Source organism: Paenibacillus sp. S28 (assembly GCF_016624415.1).
In the GTDB taxonomy this organism is placed as follows: domain Bacteria; phylum Bacillota; class Bacilli; order Paenibacillales; family Paenibacillaceae; genus Paenibacillus_AQ; species Paenibacillus_AQ favisporus.
On sequence record NZ_JACVTM010000001.1, the window covers coordinates 814788 to 838881 of the forward strand.

The window sequence follows — 24094 nt, forward strand, 5'->3', positions numbered from 1 at the left end:
AACGGCACGGCCAATACATTCTAAAGGAGAGAAACGCATATGAGTTTGAATGGAAAAGTTGCCATCGTTACTGGAGCATCGAGAGGGATCGGGAGACAAATTGCGTTACAATTGGCAGATGCCGGCGCGAAGGTCGTCGTGAATTACTCCTCCAATGAGGCAAAAGCGGTTGAGGTGGTACAGGCGATTGAGCAGGCCGGCGGTGAAGCGGCTGCCATCCGCGCCAATGTAGGCCGTTTGAATGAAGTCGAAGCGCTGTTTACGGAGACGCTGGAGCGGTTTGGGCGCCTGGACATTCTGGTCAACAATGCCGGGATCATGGGGGTAGTACCGATCGCTGAAGTGACGGAAGACATGTACGACCAGCATTTCGATATCAACGTGAAAGGAACATTCTTCGCCTGCCAGCAAGCGAACTTGCATATGGCGCAAGGCGGGACGATCATCAATTTTTCAACTTCGATTGCAGGAGCCATGCTCCCAGGTTACAGTATTTACGCGGCAACCAAGGGTGCCGTAGAGCAGATAACCCGTCAATTGGCCAAAGAATTCGGCCCTAAAGGAATCACGATTAACACCATTGCCCCGGGACAAGTAGCAACGGATCTGTTCTTGAACGGAAAATCCGAGGAACTGATCGATTCCTACCGCCGTATGAACGCCTTCGGTCGACTTGGAGAAGTGGAGGACATTGCGAATGCGGTCGAGCTGCTGGTCAGTGACAAAGCACGGTGGATAACGGGTCAGACCATTCGGGTTAACGGTGGTTTCAACTGAACAATGATGAGTCATCCGCGCAAGCGGATGGACTTGGCGATTAAAGCTTCCGGCTGCGGGAGCTTTTTTTCTTGTTGGTTATATTTAGTTCATTCTATCTTTAATCATTTTTTATCTTGTCACAAAGGAATATAGAGCATAACATTTTTGTGAAGCGGCTGATATGCTGCATGCTGTCTATTACCTAAGCCCAAAGGAGAAATCACTGTTTGAATACGAATCAAAGGGCCATCACGTGCCTTGAACAAAACAAATACGATGAAGCGTTAGCACTTTTCAAACGAGCTGTAGAAGAATCACGGGACGTTCAGTCCTTGACCAATCTTGCGTGGATCTATGTGCATGAAGAGGAAGATCACGGGGCAGCCTTGGCATTGCTCCATGAGGCCATTGCTTTAAAACCGGCATCTTATTTTCCATATAATTTGTTGGGTGAGGTTTATCTTGTCATGGAAAAATGGCAGGAAGCATCGGATATGCTGGTCCGATCCTTAGCGATTCAGCCTACGGAGGAAGCATACAATAACCTGGCGATCGCGAGGTATCATTTGGGAGATATTCAGAGCGCTGCCGACTATTTTCAGCGTAGTGCTCAGCCCTCTGATTATGCGATGTACAGCCACATTAAGTGCTTGATTGAACTGGGAAGAACAGAGGAAGCTAAAGCGAAACTGGACGCCAATTCCGAAGAAGACGAAGAATTTGTCGGCCAGGTCGAAATGGCGGAATTGTATGTTGAATTGGACTGCTTTGAGCAGGCCATTGAATGGTTTGAAAAAGGCTGGAAGTTATACTGGAAGACACCGGACTGGGTCGGCCGCTTTGTGTACGCTTTACTGAAAATCAATGAAGCAGGGCGCGCACATGAAATCCTTGATGAAGTCATTCAGCAAAAAGCTGAGGAAATCCGCGACGCGAACAAAGAGGCGTTTGACGACGATTGGACGGAGGATGAAAAGGCCGAGTATATTCAGAAACTGGCTGAGGAACAGAAGGCGTATGAGGGGCTGCTCCAGCGTATTACGGGAGGCTATATTCCTCCCATGAAATACGATACTTCCTTGCGGTCCAGCTGTTACTTGTTCGGATGCGAGCGCCATCAACATCCCGAGTATCATGAATGAAATGAGAAATCAGGCTATAATGATGTGGACAAACTCCAAAATGAAAGGAAATGGGTCGCATGAACAACGTTACCAAAATGAAGATCGGCAAACCGGTCAGTGAAGTGTTTGAAGCTTTCGTTGATCCAGCTAAAATAGGGAATTTCTGGTTCACTTCAAGCTCTGAAAGATGGGAACAAGGCAAAACGATTACATTAAGATACGACGAATACGATGCTCGGGGCGATATCAAGATCATGGAAATCAAAGAAAACCAAAAAATCGTGTTTCAATGGGGCGCCGATGGAGAAGGGCATGAAGTTACCATTACGATTGCTGAATCGGGGATTTCCGAAAGTATCGTCGAGGTGACGGAAGAAGGGTTTAACGAAAACGAGCAGGACTGGATACGTCAATTAGTGGATAATAAAGAAGGATGGGTCTATATGTTGACTTGTTTAAAAGGGTATTTGGAATATGGCGTTCAATTGAGAGCCTCCCTGATCAAATAGTTAGCTAAATGCTTGCATAGCCGCCGATATTGTTGAAATAGAAACAAAACCTCCATATAATAGGGTCATGCACCAACGGGCGGGAGGGCAGTCCATGAATAAACAAGAACAGGTCATGATGGATTTCAGGGACTTATTTAACAAGATGGTTTGGCTTAATAAATCCAAGATGGAGGACAGTCTTAAGGGGTATAAGCCTTCTGAAGTCCATTGCATCGAAGCCATCGGAAAAAATGACGATCCCAACGTAACCAAACTTGCGGAATCCCTTTATATGACGAGAGGTGCCCTAAGTAAACTAACGAAGAAGCTTATGGAAAAAGGTCTGATCGAAAGCTACCAGAAGCCGGATAACAAGAAAGAAATCTATTTTAGGCTTACGGAGCAAGGGAAGGTCATTTATAACATCCATGAGGAACTGCACCAAGAGTTTCAAGAGCGGGATCAAGCCGTGTTTGAGCAGGTAACCGAGGAGCAATTTGACGCTATGCTTCGCTTCATCCAAGCGTACAGCAGGCATTTGGATGCAGAAATTATGAAACAGGGTATTAGTATTCATTAAGTTGGAACAAATTCGCAGGCAGTCGGGCTCTATTGTGCATGGCTGCTTTTTTGTTATGAATATTTTGTTGACAAGGAAACAATGTTGCGTTATTGTTGACAAGGAAACAAACAACAACCTTCTGTGAGGTGATGAACATGGCAAAAATCAAAGCCAAGGAACCAGGATTACCCAAAGAAATGCTTATTGCCGCCTGGGCGATTGCCCTCGGAGCCATTGCCCCCATGCTGGACTCGACGATGGTGAACATCGCCATCGACCAGCTAACTAAAGATTTCAACACGACATTAGATATCGTTCAGTGGTCCGTTACTGGGTATGTTTTAGCCCTTGCAATCGCAGTTCCAGTATCCGGCTGGCTTATGAATACATGTAACGGGAAGAAAGTCTTTATCGGAGCAGTCATCGCTTTTGGTGTCGTTTCTGTGTTAGTAGGCGTAAGCTGGGATATTTCCAGCTTCATCTTTTTTCGTCTGCTTCAAGGATTCAGCGCGGGGATTATAACGACGCTCATGTCAACCCTATTGGTTAAAACAGCTGGTCCTGAAAATGTGGGGAAAGTGATGGCCATCGTCAGCACGCCTATGATTCTTGGACCAATCCTAGGGCCAGTTATCGGAGGCTTTATCGTTCAAGGCGCGTCTTGGCATTGGATATTCTTTATCAACGTGTTTATCGTTCTGATTGCTGCGCCCCTGATGATGAAAAAGATTCCTGACTTTGAACCGTTTGACAAAGACAGTAAACTCGATGTTTTTGGAATTATTGATTTGTCCTTCATGAGTGCGGCCCTAATATACGGCATTACGAAAGCAGCGGACCATGCATCCTTTAACAATCGGGAAACCATCTTGTGGGTGGGCATGGGTCTTGCCTTAGCCGTCATTTACTTCGTATATAATCGGTACCGAAAAAATCAAACCGTGCTTCCGTTGAATCTGTTTGCACACAAGAGCTTCACGGCTGCGAGTATCGGTTTGTTTTTGGCGAATATTGCCGTCATGGGTCCGATGATCATCCTGCCGTTGTTCTTCCAAAACTTCCGGCATTTTAACGCCATTGAGGCAGCGCTTGCGTTAATTCCCCAAGGCGTCGGGATGCTCATTACCCGGCCGCTGATCGGAAAAATGATTGATCAGATCGGCGCGAAATACGTAGTTCTGGTCAGCCTTGTCATTTCGCTTATTGGTTCCATTCCGCTGATCTTTATCACCGATCATACAAGCATGATCTGGATTTCCATCGTCTTGTTCATCCGGGGTACCAGTTTTGGAGGAATTATGCTTCCGCTTACGAGTGATGCTTATACAGGATTGGACAGCAAACAACTTCCGCAAGCAGGTGTCGGGATCAATATGATTGAAAACCTGGGTTCAAGCTTTGGCTCAGCGGTTATCGCAACCGTCGTCGCAGCAGCCCTCCAAGGAATGCAGCCGACGATAGCGAACGGATTAAAGGGTTATCATACAGGATTCTTAGTATCGGCCGTTGTCCTTGCGGTAATCTGCATCCCGGGCCTATTCCTTACCCATAAAAAAAGCGCATCATAACGATCATCGCTTTAACAATCAAAGGCGGATGCAGTTCATTTTTCTGCCATTCACACAGCTTCCATAAGGGACGGATGCCACCTGGCATTCGTTTTTTTGCGTGACAAGGGTTCCAGACGGCGGTTAGCGAATACAGGACAATCATCCGGCGTATATGCATCCAAAGAAAGACAACCGGAAGTATTTGGAGGAAGGTGGTGATCTGACCAGAACGATCGGAAACCGGAGGATTTACACAAGGATTTCCACAAGAACATGGCATGGATAAAGGGAGGAGAGCCCTATCAAACGGTGGAACGACTATTTGCTGAAAACAAAAATGTTTATCGCATTCTCGGCGGTATCCCTGTTTATCGTGACGTTGACCTGCCTGATGTTTGACTACAAAAATGTAAGCGATATCAAAAGCCAAACGTTCGCACTATCGGATACGATTACGAGGCAGTTCAGCAGGACGTTCGAGCTGTATGTTCAGGACATTGAAAAATTATCCGTGTCGATCATCGGGGATTCCATCATCCAGAACAGCCTGATCGATCATTACCATTCCGACGATCCTGTGGAGCAGAACGAAATCGAACTCACGATCAACAATCGGCTGTTCACGCATTTACAGTCGAGATCCCAATTGCAGAGCATTTACCTGTTTACTTTGGACCATAATGCTTATTTTGTATCGAAAGCCAGCGGACCTAAAGTCAGTTTTCATCTGGAAGATGAATTCTGGTATCCCCGGACAGCCGAAATCATGACAAACAAGTTCATTTTACTTCCCGTGGGTGAGGAGAATACCGGAGGAGACCGCAAGGAGAAGGTCATTTCATTCGTGCGGAACATCAACCGCATCCCTTATCGGGACACCCTCGCGTATATGAAGATCAACATCAATGTGAACGTGATTAACGACATGCTCGTCATGTCCGATGCCAACGAATTTGAACGGAGTATGAGGGTTCTCATCGTTACGGACCATGGAGACATCGTTTACGACGACAAGGACGAACTGACCGGAAACACCCATTCGGGACTGGGCAAGTCCGCATTTCAGAAATCGCCTCACTCGGGGGAATTGACGTGGATGGGGCAGCGATACCTGTACACGGTCGAGCATTCGGATTATACCAAATGGAATACGGTCATTCTTACGCCGAAAGACTTTTTATTGTCCAAGCAGAAAAAGTCGCAATATATTCTCGCTCTTGCCGGGCTGCTCGCCACAGTCCTGATCGCCTGCGTGTCTTATCTTTTGTCTCACCAGATCACGATTCCGCTGCGTAACTTGATGAAGAAAATGACGCGGGTCGAGCAGGGCGATTTCAGTCAATACATGGCCGTTACAGGAAATCATGAAATCAGCAGGCTGAGCCGGATTTACAACAACATGCTGGACAGCATTTCCCGCTTGATCAGCGAAGTATACGAATCCAAATTGGCGGAGAAAAATGCCCAGTTATCGGCGCTGCAGGCGCAGATCAATCCTCATTTTTTGTACAACACCCTGAACATCATGAAGTCAATCAGCCGTGTCCGGGGCATCGAGGAGGTTGCCGAAATGTCGGAATCGCTCGCAGAGCTGTTCCAGTACAGCATGAAAAATTTGCAGCACCCGGTCCCCCTTCAGGAGGAACTGAACCATATCGAAAATTACATGAACATCCAGCATCACCGGTTCGGCAGCAGGTTCGAGCTTCACGTGTCCGTCCCCGAACAACTGCTCCATGCATCGGTATTGAAATTAACGATACAGCCTCTGATCGAAAACGCCATCATCCATGGACTTGGTAACATGAAGTCCGGCGGAAGGATTGACCTTCGGGCGATGCAAAACGGCAGCTCGTTCGTCATCGAGGTGTCCGATAACGGTAAAGGCATGGACAAGGAGCAGCTGGAAGAGCTGCGGAGCGCACTCCAGCATGCTGCACATTCGAGCCGCCGCATTCAAGACCAGCCGTATGGAATCGGACTCAGCAATATCCGTGAACGGATTCGGTTGTACTATGGGGCTGAATACGGGATGGAGCTGGAGAGCGGCCAGGGCGGAGGGACGACCGTCCGGATCACGTTACCGTTTATGGATCACAACAACTGGAATAAGGAGGAGGCTTCGGATGAATATATTTCTGGTGGAGGATGAGCATTGGGCGCTTGCGGAGCTCGTCGAACTGTTCCGGATCTATGAAGCGCAGCACCGCATTTTTGCATTCGGCAGTGGGGATGAAGCGTTGGCCGCAGCCTATGAGAACAAGCCCGACCTGGTATTGACCGACATCACGATGCCGGGGATGGACGGGCTGGAATTGATCAAAGCGTTAATCGGCGTCCACCCAGACCTCAAAGCGATCGTGCTGAGCGTACATGACCAGTTTGCCTATGCCCAGCAGGGAATGAAAATGGGAGTCATCGACTATTTGCTGAAGCCTGTGCGCAAGGAGGTTTTATACGCGGCCATCGACCAAACGCTTCTTCAAATTACAAACGATACGATAAGAAAAACCGAACGTATGCATGCAGCCGTCACACAGATGCTTTTGTCTTCAGAGACCCCGGAGAATGAGTATACGGCATCCGTTACCGGGAGCCTGTATTTCGCAGCATTACTGCAAACCAATGTCTATGCTTCGGAAGAAGGCGGGAAGGATACGGCGCTAGGCAGCGCACGATCGGTATTTCACAAGCGGCTGCGGGAACAAGACTTCTACTGCATCGACGTTGGCGCGAAGAGGAAGGTCCTGCTTGCAGCCTTAGAGGATGAACATCTTATTGCATACTGTATGTCCTGCCTTCAAATGCTCTATCAACAATTGATCCATTCCAGAATTCAAGTGCACATGGGTTACGTCATCAAGAAGAAAGGGGAGTCCCTGCACTCCAGCTATACGGCTCTGAACAAAATGATCGAGGAGCAGAGGAAGTTCGGGATGTCCACATACTTAACGCCGGACACACGCAGCGTAGAGGCTGAAATCGGCGAAATATGGGATCGTGCCAGGCTGCTCCAAAATTTTATCGTTCAGGGAGAAATCCAAAAGGGGAAAGATACGATTCAGAGTATAGTTCATGAATTGAAGCATCATCAACTGACTTTGAAGCAGCTTACGCTGTTCATTAGTGATCTTTTCTATTCGCTCAAATATAACCTTCATGCTTCTACCAAGCGGGAAACCCGAATCGCCGCGCTCCATGACGACATGCATGTACTTCACGAATTCACTACGTATGATGAATTGTCCGGCTGGCTCACCCGTAAAGTATTCGGGCTGTTCGGCGGGCAGACACCTTTAGATCAGAAACCCAAGGAACTTGTCCCCATTCTGTTAAATCATATCCATTCGAATTATGAGCATGATCTTTCACTTCAGCAGTTTGCCGCGGAACATCACGTAAGCCTCGGTTATTTGTCACGCCTGTTTAAAACCCAGACGGGGTACACCTTCTCCGACTATTTGATCAGGCACCGGATCGAAGCAGCCAAAACGCTGCTGAGTGAGGGAGCCCGCATCACGGATGTCAGCAGACTTGTCGGCTATGAGGATCCAAAGCATTTCAGTCAAGTATTCAAACGAATCGTCGGCGCCCCTCCTAAAACATACGCTCAAATGCAAAAAAGAAAATTCACCCCCTAAAAATGGGCAAAAGCACAGGTGTTCACCCATCCGTAATCCATCTAATCTTAACATACGAGGGAACCCGGGCCCTTGATGCTGCATCGTTTCTCCCATCGAAAACGCATTCAACCTTTGAGCAATCCGCAGGATCAAATGAAGGAATCAGTTAGGGAGGTTGTGTAAACATGAAGATGACGAAGAGCAAACCGCTTGCATTCGTTACCAGTATCGTGTTGATGATGACGCTGCTTGCAGGCTGCGGGGGAGGGGGCAATGCCGCCGAAGGCGATACCGGAACCGCCGGTTCAACTTCGGAAAAGACGACGCTGACGTTGATGGTCGGCAACACAGGTACAACCCTGGAGGCGCTGAAAGCCGTAGCGGCGGAGGCAGAGAAAAATCTGAATATCGCTATCGAATTCGATATTAAACCGGATGGCGGGGAAGGCGACAATCTGGTCAAGACGCGCCTGGCCACCGGCGATATGGATGATCTGCTCGTATATAACACGGGATCGCTTTTTCTGGCGCTAAATCCGGAGGAGCATTTTATGGACGTAACGAGCGAACCTTTTATGGCGAATGTGCTCGATTCCTTCAAGACGGTCGTCACATCCAATGGTAAAGTATACGGTGCTCCTGTGGGATCCACCAATGCAGGGGGCATCCTCTACAACAAAAAGGTTTACGCCGACCTTGGTTTATCCGTACCGAAAACATGGGATGAGTTCATGGCCAACAACGAAAAGATCAAAGCAGCCGGCAAAACCGCCGTGCTCGCTTCCTATAAGGATACTTGGACTTCACAGTTGTTCGTGCTAGCCGACTTTTATAACGTTCAGGCGCAGGTTCCGAATTTCGCGACGGATTACACGGCCAACAAGGTCAAGTATGCAACCACGCCTGCGGCGCTCCGCGGCTTCGAAAAGATCGAAGAAGTGTACAAGAAGGGCTATATGAATAAGGATTTTCTGGCAACGACCTATGATGTGGCACTGAAAATGCTGGCCACCGGCGAAGGCGTGCATTACCCGATGCTGTCCAGCGGGCTCGACACGATCATGGCCAATACGCCGGACCAGATCAACGACATCGGATTTTTCGCCCAGCCGAGCGACAGCGCGGACGTAAACGGGCTGACCATATGGATGCCGAGCGGCCTGTATATCAACAAAGACACTAAAAACGCCGACGCGGCAAAGAAATGGGTGGACTATTTTGTCTCTCCGGAAGGTCAGGCCGTATTCGCTTCCAAGGTGAAAGCGGCGGGACCATACGTGATCAAAGGCGCCACACTGCCGGACGATTCATACGGTGCCGTAAAAGACATGCAGCATTATTTCGACGAGGGGCACACTGCTCCAGCGCTTGAATTCGTCTCCCCGGTCAAAGGGCCGAACCTCGAAAACATTACGGTCGCTGTCGGCAGCGGCATCAGCACAGGCAAGAAAGGGGCCGAAGACTACGACAAGGACGTGGAGAAACAGGCGCAGCAGCTGAACCTTCCTGGCTGGTAACCGCCGAGAAAGGAGAACTTCATGACCAAAACCAAGATGAGAACGTATTCGTATTTCTTTTTACTGCCAGCCGGCATCATTTACTTCGTCTTTTATTTGCTCCCTACCATCCTGTCGTTTTTCTTCAGCATGACGAGATGGACCTTAACGAAATGGACGTATATTGGTTTTGAGAACTATGCCACGTTTTTCTCCGAAACGTCGCTGAGCATCGGTTTCCGGAACACGCTTGTGTACGCCGTCGTGACCTGCGGGTTAAAAGTCGTGCTTGGCCTTCTGCTCGGTGCCTTCCTTACGTCAAGGGTTCTGTTCAAAAACTACTTGCGTTCGGTTATTTTCTTTCCGACCTTGCTAAGTACGATCGCGGTGGGGATCGCATTCTCCACGATGATGCACCCTTCACACGGGATGTTCAACACCGTCCTGGCCTCTCTCGGCATCACCGGACCGGATTGGCTGGGTAATACGAAAATTGCATTATTGTCCGTAGCGATGGTCGATGTCTGGAAGGGCGTCGGCGTCGCGACGGTCATCTATATCGCGGGAATATCGGCGATTCCCCAGGAATATTACGAGGCCTTGAAGATCGACGGAGGGAACAGCAATTCCGCTTTTTGGAACATCACGCTGCCGCTGAGCCGGCCGGCCATGAACTCCGTCATTATCCTTGCATTCATCGGCGGCCTGCGCTCCTTCGATTTGATTTGGGCGATGACGAAGGGGGGACCCGGTTTTACGACCGACCTGATTGCCTCGATTATTTACAAGCAGTACCAGGCCGGTTTCTATGGGCTCGCTACGGCCGGTAACGTGATCTTGTTCATCGCCGTCTCGGTGCTGGCGTTTCCGCTCTATAAGTTCCTGACGAAGAGCGAGGTGAACTTATGAGCAAAGATATAAGCAGCAATCACATGATCAAGGGCATCCGCGGAAGCAGGAGCGAGCGCGCTGAAGGCAGGCTATCCAAACGGGCGAGGAAAATCACAATTGGTATCTTGGCACTCCTTCTGAGCACCTTGATCTTTTGGATTCCCTTTTATTTTGTCATCATCAATTCGCTTAAGAATCAGGCGGAATCTGCTGATATGAGCATGGCTTGGCCGACCAGCTTTCATTTCCTGGACAATTATAAAGCCGTCCTGACTGCTTCGGATTATATGCTGATCCGCGCATTCATCAACAGCACGCTGCTCACCGTCCTGTCTATCAGCATCCTCGTTATTGTGGCGGCGATGGCCGGCTTCGTGCTGCAGCGCAGAGAAGGAGGGAGGACGTCCTCCTTCATTAATTTTCTTGTGCTCGCCGGGCTCATGATCCCGCCGGCTATCGTGCCGACGATCTGGGTGCTCGATTCCATCGGCTTGTTCAAGACGCTGGCGGGAATCACGCTTATCGAAGTCGCTCTTCATTTTCCGTTTGCGGCGATTCTGTACAAAGCGTTTGTGGCGACGCTCCCCCGCGAAGTCGATGAGAGCGCCTTGATCGACGGATGCGGAGGCGGCCGGTTGTTTTTAAGCATCATTTTTCCGCTTCTGAAGCCGGTAACCTCGACCGTGATCGTCTTGACGTCCATCAATGTGTTTAACGACTTTGTGAATCCGCTTTACTTTTTCCCCGGCGCGGACAACGCCACGATCCAGCTGACGCTGTACAATTTCATGAGCCGGTTCACGACATCGTGGAACTTGCTGTTTGCGGACATCGTGCTGATCTCGATCCCGCCGCTCATTCTCTTTATTTTCTTTAACAAGAAAATCGTGGCGGGGATGACGGCAGGGGCGGTCAAAGGCTAGAAGAATGACCCGGATAAATGTGCATAACAAATCGACCGGATCGGTACGGTTTCTGTCCCGATCGACCATGAATCAGAAAATCACGGGGATTATGATGTTATTAGAAAACGGTTACAGATCTTCTAATTGTGGAGCAACGAATGATTAACGGGTGAAAGGGATGAGGAAATGGCGGTCAAAATCGGAATCGTCGGCATGAATGGAATCGGGAATAACCACGCCAATTGTTATAAGGATGACGAATTGGCGGACGTCGTTGCGGTATGCGACGTCGTTCGGGATCGGGCGGATGCCGCTGCGGAAAGGCACGGTGTCAAAGCCTATTACAGCTTGAAGGACATGATCGAGAACGAGCCGGATTTGCAGGTCGTGGACATTACGACCGGAGGGATCGATAACGGAAGCTGGCATTTCGAACCGGCGATGGAAGCGATCGGTTCCGGCAAGCATGTGCTCGTCGAAAAGCCGCTGTGCAATGATGTCCGCGAAGGCCGCGAACTGGTGGCCTTCGCTGAGAAGCAGAAGGTGTATCTCGGATGCAACCTGAATCACTATTTCACCGCTCCTGCCGAGAAGGCGAAGGCTTACATGGACGGCGGAGAAATCGGCGAGCTTGTGTATTGTCTCGCCAAAATGGGCTTCAACGGCGGCGAAGCGAATTATGCGCCCGCCGGCTCAGCGAAAATAAGCGGACATCCTTATTTTCACATGCGGGCGTTTCTAACGCATCCGTTCAGTGTGATGCGGCATTTCTGCGGAGATATCACCCACATCCAAACGTTCTCGGACCGGCCGGGGTTCCGCCGCAGCGCCGGTGACGTGATGGTGTCCATCAACAGCATTCATGTCAAGTTTGCGAATGGCGGCGTCGGGTACCTGCTTAGCCAGCGGGGCGATGCGGTGTATGGGCTCGGCGGCTGGTGGAGCCTGGAGGTGGCTGGATCCAAGGGGACCTTCTGCATCGAAAATTGCGTCGAGAAGGTTTCGTTCTGGAAGGCAGAGAAGGGCATCGCCGCGATCAGCGTTCAACCGGAACCGGTCGTTACCGATTTCGGCACAAACGATTTTAACCGGACGTTCAACAACCGGCTGCACGCCTTCCTGGAGGATGTAGAGAACAAGGTGTCTCAGGACCAGCTGCGCGCCAGCGGCCGCGATGCACTGGCCGTATTGGAATACGTTCATGCGGTTCAGGAGTCCTACGAACTCGGCGGTGAAGTCGTTCGGCCGCATCCGCTGCCGCCGCTGCATGGTGATCCGCTGTACTTGAAGTAAAGAATCTGGATTATATCCATGATTCGAATATCCGAAGAACAAGGAGGAAAACCCGAGATGATCAAGTTAGGGGTCAATTCCGTATTATTCAAGCATTTCGGCTTTGCGCAAGCGGCAAAGCAAATCGCGCTCTGTGGTTACGACGGAGTCGAGATTGCCGCCATCCAGGGGATGTGCGAGCACCTGGACCTTAGCCGCTGGAAGGACCAGAAGAACGAGCTGCTCGAAATCGTACAAGAGAACGGCCTGTCCCTTCTTTCGACGGAAGTGGCATCGCTCGATGAGCAGCGGCTGCTTACCGCGTTCGAAGCGGCCGCCGAGATGAAGATCCCGATCGTGAACGTCGGTCCAGGGGGCAAGATGAATGTCGAGGAAGACCTCGCCGCATCAATCGATAAGCTGGCCAACATGTCTGAGAAGGCGGCGTCATTTGGCGTAACGCTGTGTGTCAAAGCCCATGTAGGCAACGCGATCCACAATACGCCGACAACACTGCGGGCCATGGAGGCTATTCCATCCCCGGCGTTCGGCATAGACATGGACCCGAGCCATATTCACCGTGCCGGCGAGCAAGCCGAGGAGGCGCTTCCTGCCGTGTTAAATCGAGTAAAACACATCCATATCCGTGACTGCCTGGGGAAGGAACAAGGCCCTGGTCCAATCGAGCTGCAGGCGTGCGGAAGAGGAGACATCGATTTGTACGGTTACTGCAAAGCTATGGTCGACGGCGGGTATGACGGCCCGGTCGTGTTAGAGGTCATCGGCGCTTCACCGGAGCATTCGCTGGCGCAGGTATCCATCGTTGCGGCTGAATCGTACGGCTACTTGAACGCGATCCTCAAGAACTTGGGTGCGCGGTAAATCCATATTTGGTAAGGAGTGAACTCAATCGACATGAGCAACCGTAAGCGTAAGAATGAGCCTAAGCGTAAGCCAAACGTCATTATTTTCGGCATCGACAGCCTTCGGCGCGATCATATGAGCTCCTATGGTTACGATAAGCTGACGACCCCATATATCGACCGCGTGGCGAAGGATGGCGTCCTGTTCGAGAAGCATTTCAGTCCCAGCATTCCAACCACCCCGGCCTACGCGTCTATGCTGACCGGCATGGACGTGTTCGGAACGGACGTCGTGGCACTCCGCCATGAAGGACCATTAGGCGATCATGTGCAGACTCTGGCCGAAACGCTGGGCGATCATGGTTATAACACGACTTGTATCGGTTTTACCGGCAATCCGTCCTCGCGCGGATTCGGTACGTATCTGGATTACGAGGCTTGGCAGCCCGATGAAACGGGACGAACGCCGAAAGCGCAAAATTTGAACGAAGTGGCCGTACCGGAGCTGGAACGTCTGGCAGCGGACAACAAACCGTTTTTCCTCTTTTTGCGGCATATGGATCCGCATTCGCCTTATTTGCCGCCCGCGCCGTATGAACGGATGTTTTACGGCAGTGACGAAAAAGATCCCGGCAACCGCTCCATGGAACCGGTCTACGCTTTCAAACCGTTTGCCGATTTTTTGAAATCATGGATTCCGGAAGGCGTCACCGACCAGGAATATGTTACTGCGCAGTATGACGGGGCCGTCGCCTATATGGATGCCTGCATTCAAACCATTTTTGCCAAGCTCAGCGCGATGGGCCTGGAGGATGACACGCTTGTGATCATCACCGCCGATCACGGCGAGACGCTATATGAGCACGACTGTTATTTCGACCATCATGGAATGTACGACTGCACGTTGGTCGTCCCGCTTATCATCAAGTTTCCAGGCCGCGTGCCGGCCGGTAAGCGGGTATCCGACGTCACGGTCATTTCCGACGTGATGCCGACGGTCCTGGATCTCCTGGAAATTCCGGTGGAGACGAAGTTCGACGGGCGCAGTCTGCGAAAGACGATCGCTGGCGAGGAGCGGAACCGGATCAGCGAATTTTATATCACTGAGTGCACTTGGATGCGCAAGCATGGCTGGCGCACACCGGAATGGAAGCTGATCCGGGCGCTCGAACCGGACTTCCATTTCAAGCCTGAGGTGGAGCTGTATAATCTCATTCTTGATCCAGAAGAGAATCATAATGTCGCGGAGCAGGAGCCGGATGTCGTAGCGCTGCTTACGAAACGGATGGAGGATCACATCGCCAGGAGAGAGCAGGAGACCCAAAGAGTCAACCCGATCTATACCAATCTGAATTGGCATGGAACAGGCAAGAAATTCGCCTCGTCCCAGGAAGTGTATGATTCCCTTCACATCGGGTCCATCAAAAAGGCGCGTTCGCTGCAGGCGAAGGAAAAGGCGGAATCCCGATGATCAGGGTTGCTGTCGTCGGTGTGAATAATATTGGCAAGATTCACTGCCGGGCTTACAAGCAGCACCCGGATACGGAGCTTGTCGCCGTATGCGACCTTATGCCGGACCGCGCTGAAGCGGCGGGACTCGAGCATGGCGTTCCTTTCTACACGGATCTGCGTGAACTTCTCGCCGCAGAGTCTGTGGATATGGTGGCCGTGGCGACGGCAGGGGTTGAGAAAGGGAGCCATCATTTCGAGCCTGCCGTTATCGCGATCGAAGCAGGAAAAGACGTGCTCGTCGAGAAACCAATATCGAACCGGATCGAAGAGGCCCGCAGCATGGTCGCCTTGGCCCGGGAAAAAGGCGTAAGGCTCGCCTGCAACCTTAATCACCGTTTTACGCCTGCCGCGTACAAGGCTAAGGAACTCATCCAACAGGGTAAACTCGGTTCCATGCTGTATTTGAACATGCGGCTTACCATTTCGAATCGGCAGGAGGATACGGAGTGGCTGCACATGCGTGCGCTGCATCCGCATTCCATCGACGTCATGCGCTACTTCGCCGGCGACGTGAAGCGGGTGCAGGCATTCATGACGAAAGCGCCGGGGCGGAATTCGTGGTCGACCGTTTCAGTCAACATGGAGTTCGATTCAGGAGCAGTCGGCCATCTAACCGGCAGTTACGACGCCTCCATGCGCCACCCGATCGAGTTCTGTGAAGCTGCCGGCACCGCTGGCCGGATCGTCATCGACAACGTGTATGAGAGCATGACGTACTATCCGCATCAATCGGATGAACTTACGGTGCTGCGCAATCCATTATTCGGCGGGATGCAGGGATTTGACGATACGTTCAAGCACCGGATTAACCGCTTTATCGAACAGATCAAGGGAGGAGCTACCCCGGAAGTCATCGACGCTTCCGGCTCGGATGCGCTCGCCGCACAGGAAGTCATCGAAGCGGCTATCCGATCGCATCAGTCCGGCGGAATACCCGTAGAGGTGCCGACCAGCCCATAAGCAGGAGGTACTTAAGGATGAATATAAGGCAGGAAGAGAAAGGAACGGTATTATGGTTTACCGGCCTTTCGGGCGCCGGCAAAACGACGACGGCCCGTTATGTGGCGAATGAGCTGCTGCAGCAGGGAGTCCGCGCAGAGCTGCTGGACGGCGACGAGCTGCGGGAAACGATTTGCAAAGGCCTCGGGTTCAGCCGTGAGGAGCGGTTTGAGAACATTAAAAGAATCGCCTACGTCTCTAAGCTCCTTGCCCGTAATGGGGTCCACGTGCTCGTATCCGCCATCACGCCATATGCTGAAATGAGAGACTACGCAAGACAAGAAATTCCGGGTTTCGTTGAAGTGTATGTTAAATGTCCTTTGGAAGAATGCGAGCGGCGTGACGTGAAGGGACTGTATGCCAAAGCAAGGCGTGGAGAGGTGAAGCATTTCACCGGAATATCCGACCCTTACGACATCCCATCCGATCCCGACATCACGATTTGCACATCATCCCATTCGCTTCAGCACAACAGCGATCAGATTCTATCCTGGCTGAATCGCAGGACACCGCTAAAAAAGGCAGCTCCTTAGGAGGACTAAGACGGATGAAAATCATTATGATTTCACTGGATACGCTTCGCGCTTCCCGGTTAAGCGGGTATGGTTACACCAAGCCGACAAGTCCGCATATGGACCGGATCGCCGCCCAGGGCGTTCTCTTCGAACGGGCGTACGCCGCGGATATTCCGACGGAAGTGGCGCATACCGGGATTTTCACGGGCAAAATCGGACTTACAACAGGCGTTGTATCGCATGGCTCCGAGCTGGCTCACCTGCCGAAGTCGGCGCCATGGCTGCCGACGATGCTGAGAAGCGCCGGATTCACGACCTCGGCGGTAGACAATTTGTATCAATTAAAGGAATGGTTCGCCAGAGGTTACCGCTATTATACGAACAGCGTCGGCGGCAACCGCTGGATTGACGGCGTGACCGTCAACGAGCTGGCATTCCCGTGGATTGAGGCGCATCGGGAGGACCATTTTTTTCTGTTCCTCCATTACTGGGATGCTCACACGCCTTATTTGCCGCCGGCAGACTATGTTCCCGAATTTTACGACAGCGGCCGCGATCCCTATGATCCGGCCAACCGCAGCATGGAGCGGGCGTATAATCACCCGGCATATCCGTTTTTTAAACACCACCACTACGATCTGGTCGGCCCCGTAACGGACAGTGCTTATTATGATGCGCTCTATGACGCCGAAATCCGGTATTTGGACGACCGGTTGAAGGAGCTGGACGACCATCTGGCAAAACTGGGAATTGCCGAGGATACTCTGCTGATTCTTTTTGGGGATCATGGTGAAAGCCTGACGGAGCACGACATATATTGGGACCACTGCGGACTATATGAACCGACCGTCCACGTTCCACTCATCATGCGTTGGCCGGGCAGAATTCCATCCGGAAAGAGAGTGCATGGGCTGGTTCAGCAGGTAGACCTGCTGCCGACCGTCCTGGAGTCCATCTGTCAAGAGCACCCTTCACATATTAACCTTGCTCCGCTAACAGATCCAATTGGGTTGGACGGCAAAAGTTTATGGCCGGCGATACGAGGAGAGGCCGAGGGAACGGCGGAGAAAGTATTCTTGAGCGAATGCGCCTGGCAGGCGGCCAGAGCCATCCGGACACCGAGGTACAAGTTCATCCGAACGTACGATGCTGGGCCGTTTACCCGTCCGCCAAGGGAACTGTATGATCTGATCGCCGACCCCGGGGAGAACGACAATCTGGTGGATCAGCTTCCGGAGCTCGCCGATCAATTCGAACAGGAAATCGGCGAATGGGTCAGCAGCAAGCTCGGCGGCCGCGAGGACCCGATGATGCGGCAGCTCGCCGAGGCGGGGCTGCCGTTCCGGAGACGGATCGAGCAAATTCTGTCCGCTTCCGGCATGAGCTGGGACGAATGGCAGCGGGAGCCGCGGCGGGAGCGGTTTGATCAGGCAGCTTCGTCCTGCCATTAATGGCTAACGGTCAGAAGGAGGTGCTGCTGTGTGCAGGAAATTCTCAATAGCCGGGGCTTCATGAAGGAAGAATTTCCGTTCTGGATCACACGGACCGAGCAGGGATCGCTTGCCGAGCATGGGCATGAATTCGTAGAGCTCGTCTATGTCGTGAAGGGAAAAGGGAGTCATATCTTTCAAGGAACGCGTTATGACATCCGGGCAGGGGATGTGTTCATTATCAACCCGGGCGAGACGCATGCTTATGACGTGGAGCAAGGCGAGAAGATGGAAATCATCAACTGTCTGTTCATGCCGTCCTTCATTTCGGACGCCCTGCTTAGGGAGCTGGAGATTACCACTTCGATGGATTACTTCTATGTGCATCCTTTCCTGAAGCATGACGTCCGTTTCAATCATCATTTAAACCTGCTCGGGCAAGAAGCGGCTTCCGTCCTTACGCTGCTTGACAGCATGATCCGGGAAATCGGAGCGCGTGTCCTGGGGCATACGACGGTGATCAAACTTCAGCTGGTGGAGCTGCTCGTGCTCCTCTCTCGATATTACGCGCTAATGCACAGCCGTAAAAGCTATGCTTCGCCGCGCCAGCTGGACCGGGTGATGACAGCCCGCCGGATCTACGGTTATTTGGAGCGCAGCTTCGATAAAAAAATTACGCTCCAATCCCTTTCCGGTTTATTTAACGTCAGTACCCGCCAGCTTAATCGCATCATGAGGGAAGAATTCCACAAGAGCGTATTCGACGTCCTCCATGAAATCCGGATTGAACGGGCCAAGCGGATGCTGGCCGAATCGGACGAGAAGGTGATTGCCGTGGCCGCCAGCGTCGGCTATGACGATCCGTCGTTCTTCAGCAGGCTCTTCGTGCGGCATGCCGGCTGCTCACCGAGCGAGTTCAGGAGCGGTGCACATGCGTAAACAGCGTCCCAATGTACTGCTGATCACCGCGGACCAGCTTCGCTACGACTGCGTGGGCTACAGCGGTAAGCATCCGGTCCGCACGCCGAATTTGGACCGGCTCGCTGCAGGCGGCGCGGCGTTCTCGCATGCGTACTCCGTGCTGCCGGTCTGCTGCCCGGCGCGGCAGTCCCTGCTTCATGGCAGCCGGCCGGAAACGTTTGGCGCCTTGTGGAACTACAGCGGGGCGCTTCCTGTTGCAACGCTGCCTCCTGACGCCTACACCTGGGCGAGGACGCTTGCAGAGAACGGGTATACTTGTGCCTACCTGGGTAAATGGGGTGTGAATCCCGATTACGATGCGACGGCCTACGGCTATCATTCGTATCTCGGTGAAGCGGAGTACGACGAATTTGCCAAGAATAAGTACCCGGACGTGCATTTTACAAACGGATACTTTGGCGAGAGTAATCCCATTCCGCTGGAAGACGCAAAGACGCATTGGTTTGCAGACCATGCAGCCGAGGAACTGGAACGCCTTCAATCCAGCGGGAAGCCTTGGCACATGGCGCTGCATTTCTCCGAACCGCACCTGCCGTGCAGGCCGTCCACGCCGTTTGCCACCATGTACGACCCTGCAGGCGTGCCGGAATGGGAAGGATTCAGAGATACACTGACGGGCAAGCCGTACATCCAGCGGCAGCAGCAGCTGAGCTGGGGCGTGGAGCATTATACATGGGATGACTGGGCGCCTATTGTTGCCCGGTACTACGGATTGATCAGTCAGCTTGACGATGCCATCGGCAAGGTGCTGGATGTGCTGGAACGCACAGGGGCCGCAGAGAATACGATGGTCATCTTCACTGCCGACCATGGCGACATGTGCGGCTCGCACGGCATGATGGATAAGCATTATATTTTATATGAAGACGTCGTTCGGGTGCCGCTCATCATTCGCTGGTCCGGCGTTCGGCATCCCGGGCAGACCTGCGATGATTTCGTGTATAATTTTCTGGATCTGCCTCCGACGTTACTGTCCATCCTGGGACTTGAGTTATGTAACCCCGGCCATCTGCAGGGGAAATCGCTGCTTCCGCTGCTTGCCGGCGAGGGACTGACTGAACCGTGGCGGGACGCAGTTGTATCCACATACAACGGTCAGCAGTTCGGACTGTATACGCAGCGTATGATCCGGACCAGGCAGTGGAAATACATCTGGAATCCAACGGATATCGACGAATTGTATCAGCTGCAATCTGATCCCGGCGAGCTGAATAATGTCGTCAGCGAAGCGGAGCATGCCGGCATCCTGCAAGAACTTCGCGCTCGGCTGTATCATCAGCTAAAGGCGGACGGGGATGCGCTCGTCTCGAACCAGTGGATGCAGAGGCAGCTGCTGGGCGGCGCCAAGCTGAACGATAGCCAGCGGACGACCGGATCGCTTAAAGGGTAGTTTTTTTTCCATCCTCCCAATGAAAAGACCTGTACGGCTCAGGTCGGTCATTCGGGAGCTTTTTTCGTTCCCCAAATAAATTCCGGCGCCCGTTTAAGCTTGCCCATTCAACAACTCCTCTGGAATAGCCAACCGGATATTATTCATCGCACGCTCTTTGGCCTCATCTAAAACGTGGGTGTAGATCTGGGTCGTGGAAATATCCTCATGGCCAAGCAGCTCTTGAACCGTCCGCAGGTCGGCTCCGTTGTGCAGCAGATCCGTAGCGAAGGAGTGTCTCAGCTTATGGGCGGACAGCGTTCTTCCCGATAAATGCGGATACTTTTCGAACAGGGCTTGAAAGGTCTTTTCCGCGATACTTTGAACCATTCGTTTGCTGATACGGCGCCGGAATTGGGAAATAAAAAAGGCCGTTTCCTTGGGATTCCGGGGAGAGATCCGCTCGCTCAGACATGTTTGCAGTAAGTTGGTCATTTCGGCAGGGAGGGGGATGTAGCGCCATTTCCCGCCTTTTCCGAGTACACCGATGTTGTTCCCTTCCTGATCGAAGTCCGAAATGTTAAACTTCACGATCTCACTGACACGAAGTCCCGCATAGGCCATCAGAGCGACGATCGAAACATCCCGAATCATATATCTTCCTTCAACCAGTCCCAGGCATGCATCGAGAAATTGCTTTTGAAGATACACGGGCTGTTTTTTCTTCTCGACCTTTGCTTTTTCAATATTCATGGCCGGATTATGGTCGGTTAGCTTGAATCGAATCATGACTTTATAAAAGATGCGGATGGCTGACTGGCACCGGTTGCGGTACCGGGCGCCTGCGCCGCTCTCACGCACACGGGTCAGGAAATACATCACATCAATCTCTGTAACTTCCGAAACGGCTTTGCCGTCCAGCGACATCAAAAAATGCTTGAGATCATGAAAGTAAGCATTCTGCGTTTCTTGCGAATATTCACGATCCTTCATATAGGAAACAAACAGCTTCGTTTCGCGTTCATATTGTTCAAAAACTTCCGAATATTTCATCAGCTTGGCACCCACCTGATCGATTTAAAGATAAATTGCATTAAATATAGATTTAATGCAATTTTAGTATAACAAAAAACGCTGTTAGTTAGGGCGCTTTTGCCACAAATAAACGGGGGACCGGATTTTAGGCCGATTAAGGGTCTGTCGTACCCTTTACAACCATTTTCTTGCCCAATGAAGCTGAAGGATCACCAGGTGATGATAAGAAAAACGTCTATCGACGTACCTTCAAATGAAGACAGACCGCATTTAGCTGAAGTTTTTCTTGCGATTATAGAATGGTTCAGCTTCGCTGAAATTTATAAATTCTATAATCTTAAGAAAAACGTCTATCGACGTACCTTCAAAGAAGACAGACCGCATTTAGCTGATGTTTTTCTTGCGATTATAGAGTGGTTCAGCTTCGCTGAAATTTATAAATTCTATAATCTTAAAAAATCTCTTTAGCGTTCATATGAACCGTTATATAATGTTCTTATTAGTTTATATCAATCCAATCAAGTTCATTTGATACTCTGAAATGGGGAGAGAACAATGATGCCGACAATCAAGCTCGAGTTATTGAATCGTCAAGATGAAGTGAGGACGGAGGAGTACAGCGATTCGCAAACGACGCATGTCCATTTGATGGAACGGGAAGAAGAAGGGTTTACGTATCTGGCCTGCCAGCGTGTGGAGTACGCCGAGGGCGACAAGTTTAGAGTCACGATAGAGCAGCCGGATTCGTATATCGTGGTTCAGATGGATGAGACGCTCAATCCGTCTTTAATTTATGTAAAAGGAACCACATGGGAATACGAGATTCCGCTGGCGTACAAACGAGCGTATCCCGAGAACGCTTTTGCCGGATCAAAGCATTATGTTACTGCCCGGTATGCGACGGAGAATGAGATCAGCGAGTACTGCAATCTGGCCTTAAACCCTCATGACCAGAAGCAGGACTCGGGCGCTTTCCCGCATGCTCACGCGAATGTTGAAACCCGAAACGACCCGACCTTCTTTGCCCGCAACGCCATCGACGGCGTCTATGCCAATTACAGTCATGGTTCTTACCCGTATCAATCCTGGGGAATTAACCAGCAGCCGGATGCCGAGCTGACACTGGATTTCGGTCGTAAGGTGCGGCTTGACCGTCTGGGCCTTGTATTGCGCGGCGATTTTCCGCATGACAGCTGGTGGAAAGAAGTCACGGTTGCTTTTTCCGACGGGTCAGAGGAGCAGCTCTATCCTGCAAAAATCCGCAGCATCCAATACTTTGACATCTCTCCCCGCACGGTCGAATGGCTGGTGCTCAAGCGCTTGATCAAAGGCGATGAAACGCCGTTTCCGGCCTTGACGCAGATTGAGGCATACGGCAGAAATGTATAGGTAAGCATCTTTTGATGGATAAGCATCGTTTACCGGGCAAGCGGCCTTTATCCCCTGCACATCCTTTTACGCTGAAGAACTTAGCCTATATAATGAAGACAGATCGTCTTGGCGAAAGGAAGGTGCTCCTGTGCGGGAAACCTGTGTTCCGGGCGGCGTTAAGCTCAAAGACACCGGATTTGGATATACGCTGTCCTTAATCGGCGGCAAATACAAAATGATCATCATGTACTGGTTGTCCGAACATCAAGTGATGCGTTTTAATGAACTCCAGCGGAGTATCGGAACCATTTCCTTTAAAACACTTAGCGTCATGTTAAAAGAAATGGAGGCGGACGGCCTGGTCTTACGCAAAGAATTTCCTCAGGTTCCTCCGAAGGTCGAATATTCGTTGTCCGAACGAGGTCTTTCCCTCATCCCTGTCCTGAATCTGATGTGCGAGTGGGGGGAGAACAACTTTGTTCCCGGCGTTGAAGCTGTTCAGCGATAGGCCTCCCGTAATACGGCTCATTAGAAGAAGTATTTCCCTTACAGGGAGATACTTCTTTTTTAAGGGCCAAATCCATTTGCCGGCTTAGAGGGAGTCGATAAACTTCAAATAGTCCTGCGCGCTTTGTTCCAGTTCGTCCAGGGGCTGATCGGCTTCCGCTCCCGGCACATTTTCACCAGGCTCGCTCTCCGTACCGTAGAATGCAAAAACCGAACGATAATCCGCATTGCAGTACCGGAAGGTCGTTTCAAACGGAACCAATATTTGCTCAAGTGTATACCGGTACCTGCCTGTTTCGCTGTAATCCGCTTTTTTGATTCCTGCAGAGACGCCAAGGGCGACTTTGCGGTTCTTTAACTTGTCGCCACCGTTCGAACCATAAGCCCAGCCGTATGCCAGCACTTCGTCCAGCCATTGTTTCAGGAGAGGCGGACAGTTGAACCACTGGATTGGAAACTGCAGCATCAAATGGCCATGCGTTTCCACCAAACGCTGCTCTTTTTCCACATCGATGGATTGGTCAGGATAAGCTTTGTACAAGTCATGGACCGTGTATTTTTCCGGGTATTTGTAGAGCTCTTGGACCCACCGTTTATTAATGACGGACGTTTCAATGCTTGGATGCGATACGATCACTAAGGTTTTCATCAGATTGGTCCTCCTTTTTTTCGATAATGACTTCGTATTGAGTATAAAAAATACCTCGCCACGCTGTAAGTACGCACTTTTAGTACAGGTACTAACGTCCTGGTAAGTGTGAACCGCGACATGAACAGAAGCCTTTTAACAACTTACGTCGTTGTATCCAAGCTGGATGGCCGATACAAGCGATGAAACG

General features: G+C 51.2%; 23 protein-coding genes. 21 read left to right on the top strand and 2 right to left on the bottom strand.

Features of this window, described 5'->3' with window-relative positions:
• Positions 1 to 39 precede the first annotated feature (39 nt).
• The 18 genes from IAE55_RS03550 (at position 40) to IAE55_RS03635 (ending at position 20363) form a co-directional block, all read left to right on the top strand.
• Entirely contained in the window at positions 40 to 777 is a 738-nt protein-coding gene (locus IAE55_RS03550) for an SDR family oxidoreductase (protein WP_105442939.1), read from the top strand.
• A gap of 209 nt (positions 778 to 986) precedes the next feature.
• Complete coding sequence (locus IAE55_RS03555) at positions 987 to 1901, top strand: tetratricopeptide repeat protein (RefSeq protein ID WP_200630956.1); 915 nt, start codon at positions 987 to 989, stop codon at positions 1899 to 1901.
• Between the two features lie 59 nt (positions 1902 to 1960).
• A complete protein-coding gene (locus IAE55_RS03560; protein WP_145165178.1) occupies positions 1961 to 2392 on the top strand; it encodes an SRPBCC family protein in 432 nt (143 codons plus the stop codon).
• A gap of 94 nt (positions 2393 to 2486) precedes the next feature.
• Positions 2487 to 2954 carry a MarR family transcriptional regulator gene (locus IAE55_RS03565; RefSeq protein WP_145945825.1) on the top strand — a complete coding sequence of 156 codons (468 nt, stop codon included), beginning with the start codon at positions 2487 to 2489 and terminating at the stop codon, positions 2952 to 2954.
• Positions 2955 to 3091: 137 nt separating this feature from the next.
• Positions 3092 to 4504 (top strand): DHA2 family efflux MFS transporter permease subunit, encoded by a 1413-nt coding sequence (locus IAE55_RS03570; protein WP_200630957.1) that lies wholly within the window; start codon positions 3092 to 3094, stop codon positions 4502 to 4504.
• Positions 4505 to 4808: 304 nt separating this feature from the next.
• Complete coding sequence (locus IAE55_RS03575) at positions 4809 to 6638, top strand: sensor histidine kinase (RefSeq protein ID WP_200630958.1); 1830 nt, start codon at positions 4809 to 4811, stop codon at positions 6636 to 6638.
• On the top strand, positions 6613 to 8127 hold the full coding sequence (locus IAE55_RS03580) for a response regulator transcription factor (protein WP_186382138.1): 1515 nt from the start codon (positions 6613 to 6615) through the stop codon (positions 8125 to 8127). Before IAE55_RS03575 ends, IAE55_RS03580 begins: the two co-directional genes overlap by 26 nt.
• Before the next feature lie 167 nt (positions 8128 to 8294).
• Positions 8295 to 9626, top strand: a complete 1332-nt coding sequence (locus IAE55_RS03585) for an ABC transporter substrate-binding protein (protein ID WP_145019461.1) — start codon at positions 8295 to 8297, stop codon at positions 9624 to 9626.
• Between the two features lie 21 nt (positions 9627 to 9647).
• Positions 9648 to 10514, top strand: coding sequence for a carbohydrate ABC transporter permease (locus IAE55_RS03590; RefSeq protein ID WP_145019458.1), 867 nt, complete (start codon positions 9648 to 9650; stop codon positions 10512 to 10514).
• Between the two features lie 23 nt (positions 10515 to 10537).
• The gene (locus IAE55_RS03595) at positions 10538 to 11419 is read left to right on the top strand and encodes a carbohydrate ABC transporter permease (protein ID WP_145022949.1); all 882 of its coding nucleotides are present in this window, start codon (positions 10538 to 10540) and stop codon (positions 11417 to 11419) included.
• Between the two features lie 168 nt (positions 11420 to 11587).
• The gene (locus IAE55_RS03600; protein WP_145019455.1) at positions 11588 to 12694 is read left to right on the top strand and encodes a Gfo/Idh/MocA family protein; all 1107 of its coding nucleotides are present in this window, start codon (positions 11588 to 11590) and stop codon (positions 12692 to 12694) included.
• A 57-nt stretch (positions 12695 to 12751) separates the two neighbouring features.
• Positions 12752 to 13555, top strand: a complete 804-nt coding sequence (locus IAE55_RS03605) for a sugar phosphate isomerase/epimerase family protein (protein WP_145165188.1) — start codon at positions 12752 to 12754, stop codon at positions 13553 to 13555.
• Between the two features lie 33 nt (positions 13556 to 13588).
• Entirely contained in the window at positions 13589 to 15007 is a 1419-nt protein-coding gene (locus IAE55_RS03610; RefSeq protein WP_145165190.1) for a sulfatase family protein, read from the top strand.
• A complete protein-coding gene (locus tag IAE55_RS03615) occupies positions 15004 to 16008 on the top strand; it encodes a Gfo/Idh/MocA family protein (RefSeq protein ID WP_145165192.1) in 1005 nt (334 codons plus the stop codon). The genes IAE55_RS03610 and IAE55_RS03615 overlap by 4 nt, the downstream gene beginning before the upstream one ends.
• 17 nt (positions 16009 to 16025) lie before the next feature.
• Positions 16026 to 16580 carry an adenylyl-sulfate kinase gene (cysC, locus tag IAE55_RS03620; RefSeq protein WP_145019442.1) on the top strand — a complete coding sequence of 185 codons (555 nt, stop codon included), beginning with the start codon at positions 16026 to 16028 and terminating at the stop codon, positions 16578 to 16580.
• 14 nt (positions 16581 to 16594) lie between these two features.
• A complete protein-coding gene (locus IAE55_RS03625; RefSeq protein WP_200630959.1) occupies positions 16595 to 18013 on the top strand; it encodes a sulfatase family protein in 1419 nt (472 codons plus the stop codon).
• Between the two features lie 30 nt (positions 18014 to 18043).
• Positions 18044 to 18931: an AraC family transcriptional regulator gene (locus IAE55_RS03630; protein ID WP_145019436.1), complete on the top strand. Its 888-nt coding sequence runs from the start codon at positions 18044 to 18046 to the stop codon at positions 18929 to 18931.
• Complete coding sequence (locus tag IAE55_RS03635; protein WP_186382139.1) at positions 18924 to 20363, top strand: sulfatase-like hydrolase/transferase; 1440 nt, start codon at positions 18924 to 18926, stop codon at positions 20361 to 20363. Before IAE55_RS03630 ends, IAE55_RS03635 begins: the two co-directional genes overlap by 8 nt.
• 93 nt (positions 20364 to 20456) lie before the next feature.
• Here the strand turns inward: IAE55_RS03635 and IAE55_RS03640 are convergent, their stop codons facing one another.
• Complete coding sequence (locus IAE55_RS03640) at positions 20457 to 21395, bottom strand: tyrosine-type recombinase/integrase (RefSeq protein ID WP_200630960.1); 939 nt, start codon at positions 21393 to 21395, stop codon at positions 20457 to 20459.
• Positions 21396 to 21596: 201 nt separating this feature from the next.
• On the opposite strand from IAE55_RS03640, the gene IAE55_RS03645 reads away from it, so the two are divergent.
• From IAE55_RS03645 to IAE55_RS03655, 3 genes are all read left to right on the top strand, one after another.
• The gene (locus tag IAE55_RS03645; RefSeq protein WP_200630961.1) at positions 21597 to 21845 is read left to right on the top strand and encodes a hypothetical protein; all 249 of its coding nucleotides are present in this window, start codon (positions 21597 to 21599) and stop codon (positions 21843 to 21845) included.
• Positions 21846 to 21932: 87 nt separating this feature from the next.
• Positions 21933 to 22766 carry a discoidin domain-containing protein gene (locus tag IAE55_RS03650; protein WP_234489259.1) on the top strand — a complete coding sequence of 278 codons (834 nt, stop codon included), beginning with the start codon at positions 21933 to 21935 and terminating at the stop codon, positions 22764 to 22766.
• A 130-nt stretch (positions 22767 to 22896) separates the two neighbouring features.
• Positions 22897 to 23256 carry a winged helix-turn-helix transcriptional regulator gene (locus IAE55_RS03655; RefSeq protein ID WP_105442922.1) on the top strand — a complete coding sequence of 120 codons (360 nt, stop codon included), beginning with the start codon at positions 22897 to 22899 and terminating at the stop codon, positions 23254 to 23256.
• Between the two features lie 84 nt (positions 23257 to 23340).
• Here the strand turns inward: IAE55_RS03655 and IAE55_RS03660 are convergent, their stop codons facing one another.
• Complete coding sequence (locus IAE55_RS03660; RefSeq protein WP_105442921.1) at positions 23341 to 23904, bottom strand: NAD(P)H-dependent oxidoreductase; 564 nt, start codon at positions 23902 to 23904, stop codon at positions 23341 to 23343.
• Between the last annotated feature and the right edge of the window lie 190 nt (positions 23905 to 24094).

What these genes read in the sequence shown, in the direction of transcription:
- IAE55_RS03580 (WP_186382138.1), top strand. Translation starts at nt 6,613, where the DNA reads ATGAATATATTTCTGGTGGAGGATGAGCATTGGGCGCTTGCGGAGCTC.
- IAE55_RS03595 (WP_145022949.1), top strand. Translation starts at nt 10,538, where the DNA reads ATGATCAAGGGCATCCGCGGAAGCAGGAGCGAGCGCGCTGAAGGCAGG.
- IAE55_RS03560 (WP_145165178.1), top strand. Translation starts at nt 1,961, where the DNA reads ATGAACAACGTTACCAAAATGAAGATCGGCAAACCGGTCAGTGAAGTG.
- IAE55_RS03645 (WP_200630961.1), top strand. Translation starts at nt 21,597, where the DNA reads ATGATAAGAAAAACGTCTATCGACGTACCTTCAAATGAAGACAGACCG.
- cysC (WP_145019442.1), top strand. Translation starts at nt 16,026, where the DNA reads ATGAATATAAGGCAGGAAGAGAAAGGAACGGTATTATGGTTTACCGGC.
- IAE55_RS03585 (WP_145019461.1), top strand. Translation starts at nt 8,295, where the DNA reads ATGAAGATGACGAAGAGCAAACCGCTTGCATTCGTTACCAGTATCGTG.
- IAE55_RS03615 (WP_145165192.1), top strand. Translation starts at nt 15,004, where the DNA reads ATGATCAGGGTTGCTGTCGTCGGTGTGAATAATATTGGCAAGATTCAC.
- IAE55_RS03590 (WP_145019458.1), top strand. Translation starts at nt 9,648, where the DNA reads ATGACCAAAACCAAGATGAGAACGTATTCGTATTTCTTTTTACTGCCA.
- IAE55_RS03550 (WP_105442939.1), top strand. Translation starts at nt 40, where the DNA reads ATGAGTTTGAATGGAAAAGTTGCCATCGTTACTGGAGCATCGAGAGGG.
- IAE55_RS03660 (WP_105442921.1), bottom strand. Translation starts at nt 23,904, where the DNA reads ATGAAAACCTTAGTGATCGTATCGCATCCAAGCATTGAAACGTCCGTC.
- IAE55_RS03640 (WP_200630960.1), bottom strand. Translation starts at nt 21,395, where the DNA reads ATGAAATATTCGGAAGTTTTTGAACAATATGAACGCGAAACGAAGCTG.
- IAE55_RS03570 (WP_200630957.1), top strand. Translation starts at nt 3,092, where the DNA reads ATGGCAAAAATCAAAGCCAAGGAACCAGGATTACCCAAAGAAATGCTT.
- IAE55_RS03610 (WP_145165190.1), top strand. Translation starts at nt 13,589, where the DNA reads ATGAGCAACCGTAAGCGTAAGAATGAGCCTAAGCGTAAGCCAAACGTC.
- IAE55_RS03605 (WP_145165188.1), top strand. Translation starts at nt 12,752, where the DNA reads ATGATCAAGTTAGGGGTCAATTCCGTATTATTCAAGCATTTCGGCTTT.
- IAE55_RS03625 (WP_200630959.1), top strand. Translation starts at nt 16,595, where the DNA reads ATGAAAATCATTATGATTTCACTGGATACGCTTCGCGCTTCCCGGTTA.
- IAE55_RS03600 (WP_145019455.1), top strand. Translation starts at nt 11,588, where the DNA reads ATGGCGGTCAAAATCGGAATCGTCGGCATGAATGGAATCGGGAATAAC.
- IAE55_RS03635 (WP_186382139.1), top strand. Translation starts at nt 18,924, where the DNA reads ATGCGTAAACAGCGTCCCAATGTACTGCTGATCACCGCGGACCAGCTT.
- IAE55_RS03565 (WP_145945825.1), top strand. Translation starts at nt 2,487, where the DNA reads ATGAATAAACAAGAACAGGTCATGATGGATTTCAGGGACTTATTTAAC.
- IAE55_RS03650 (WP_234489259.1), top strand. Translation starts at nt 21,933, where the DNA reads ATGATGCCGACAATCAAGCTCGAGTTATTGAATCGTCAAGATGAAGTG.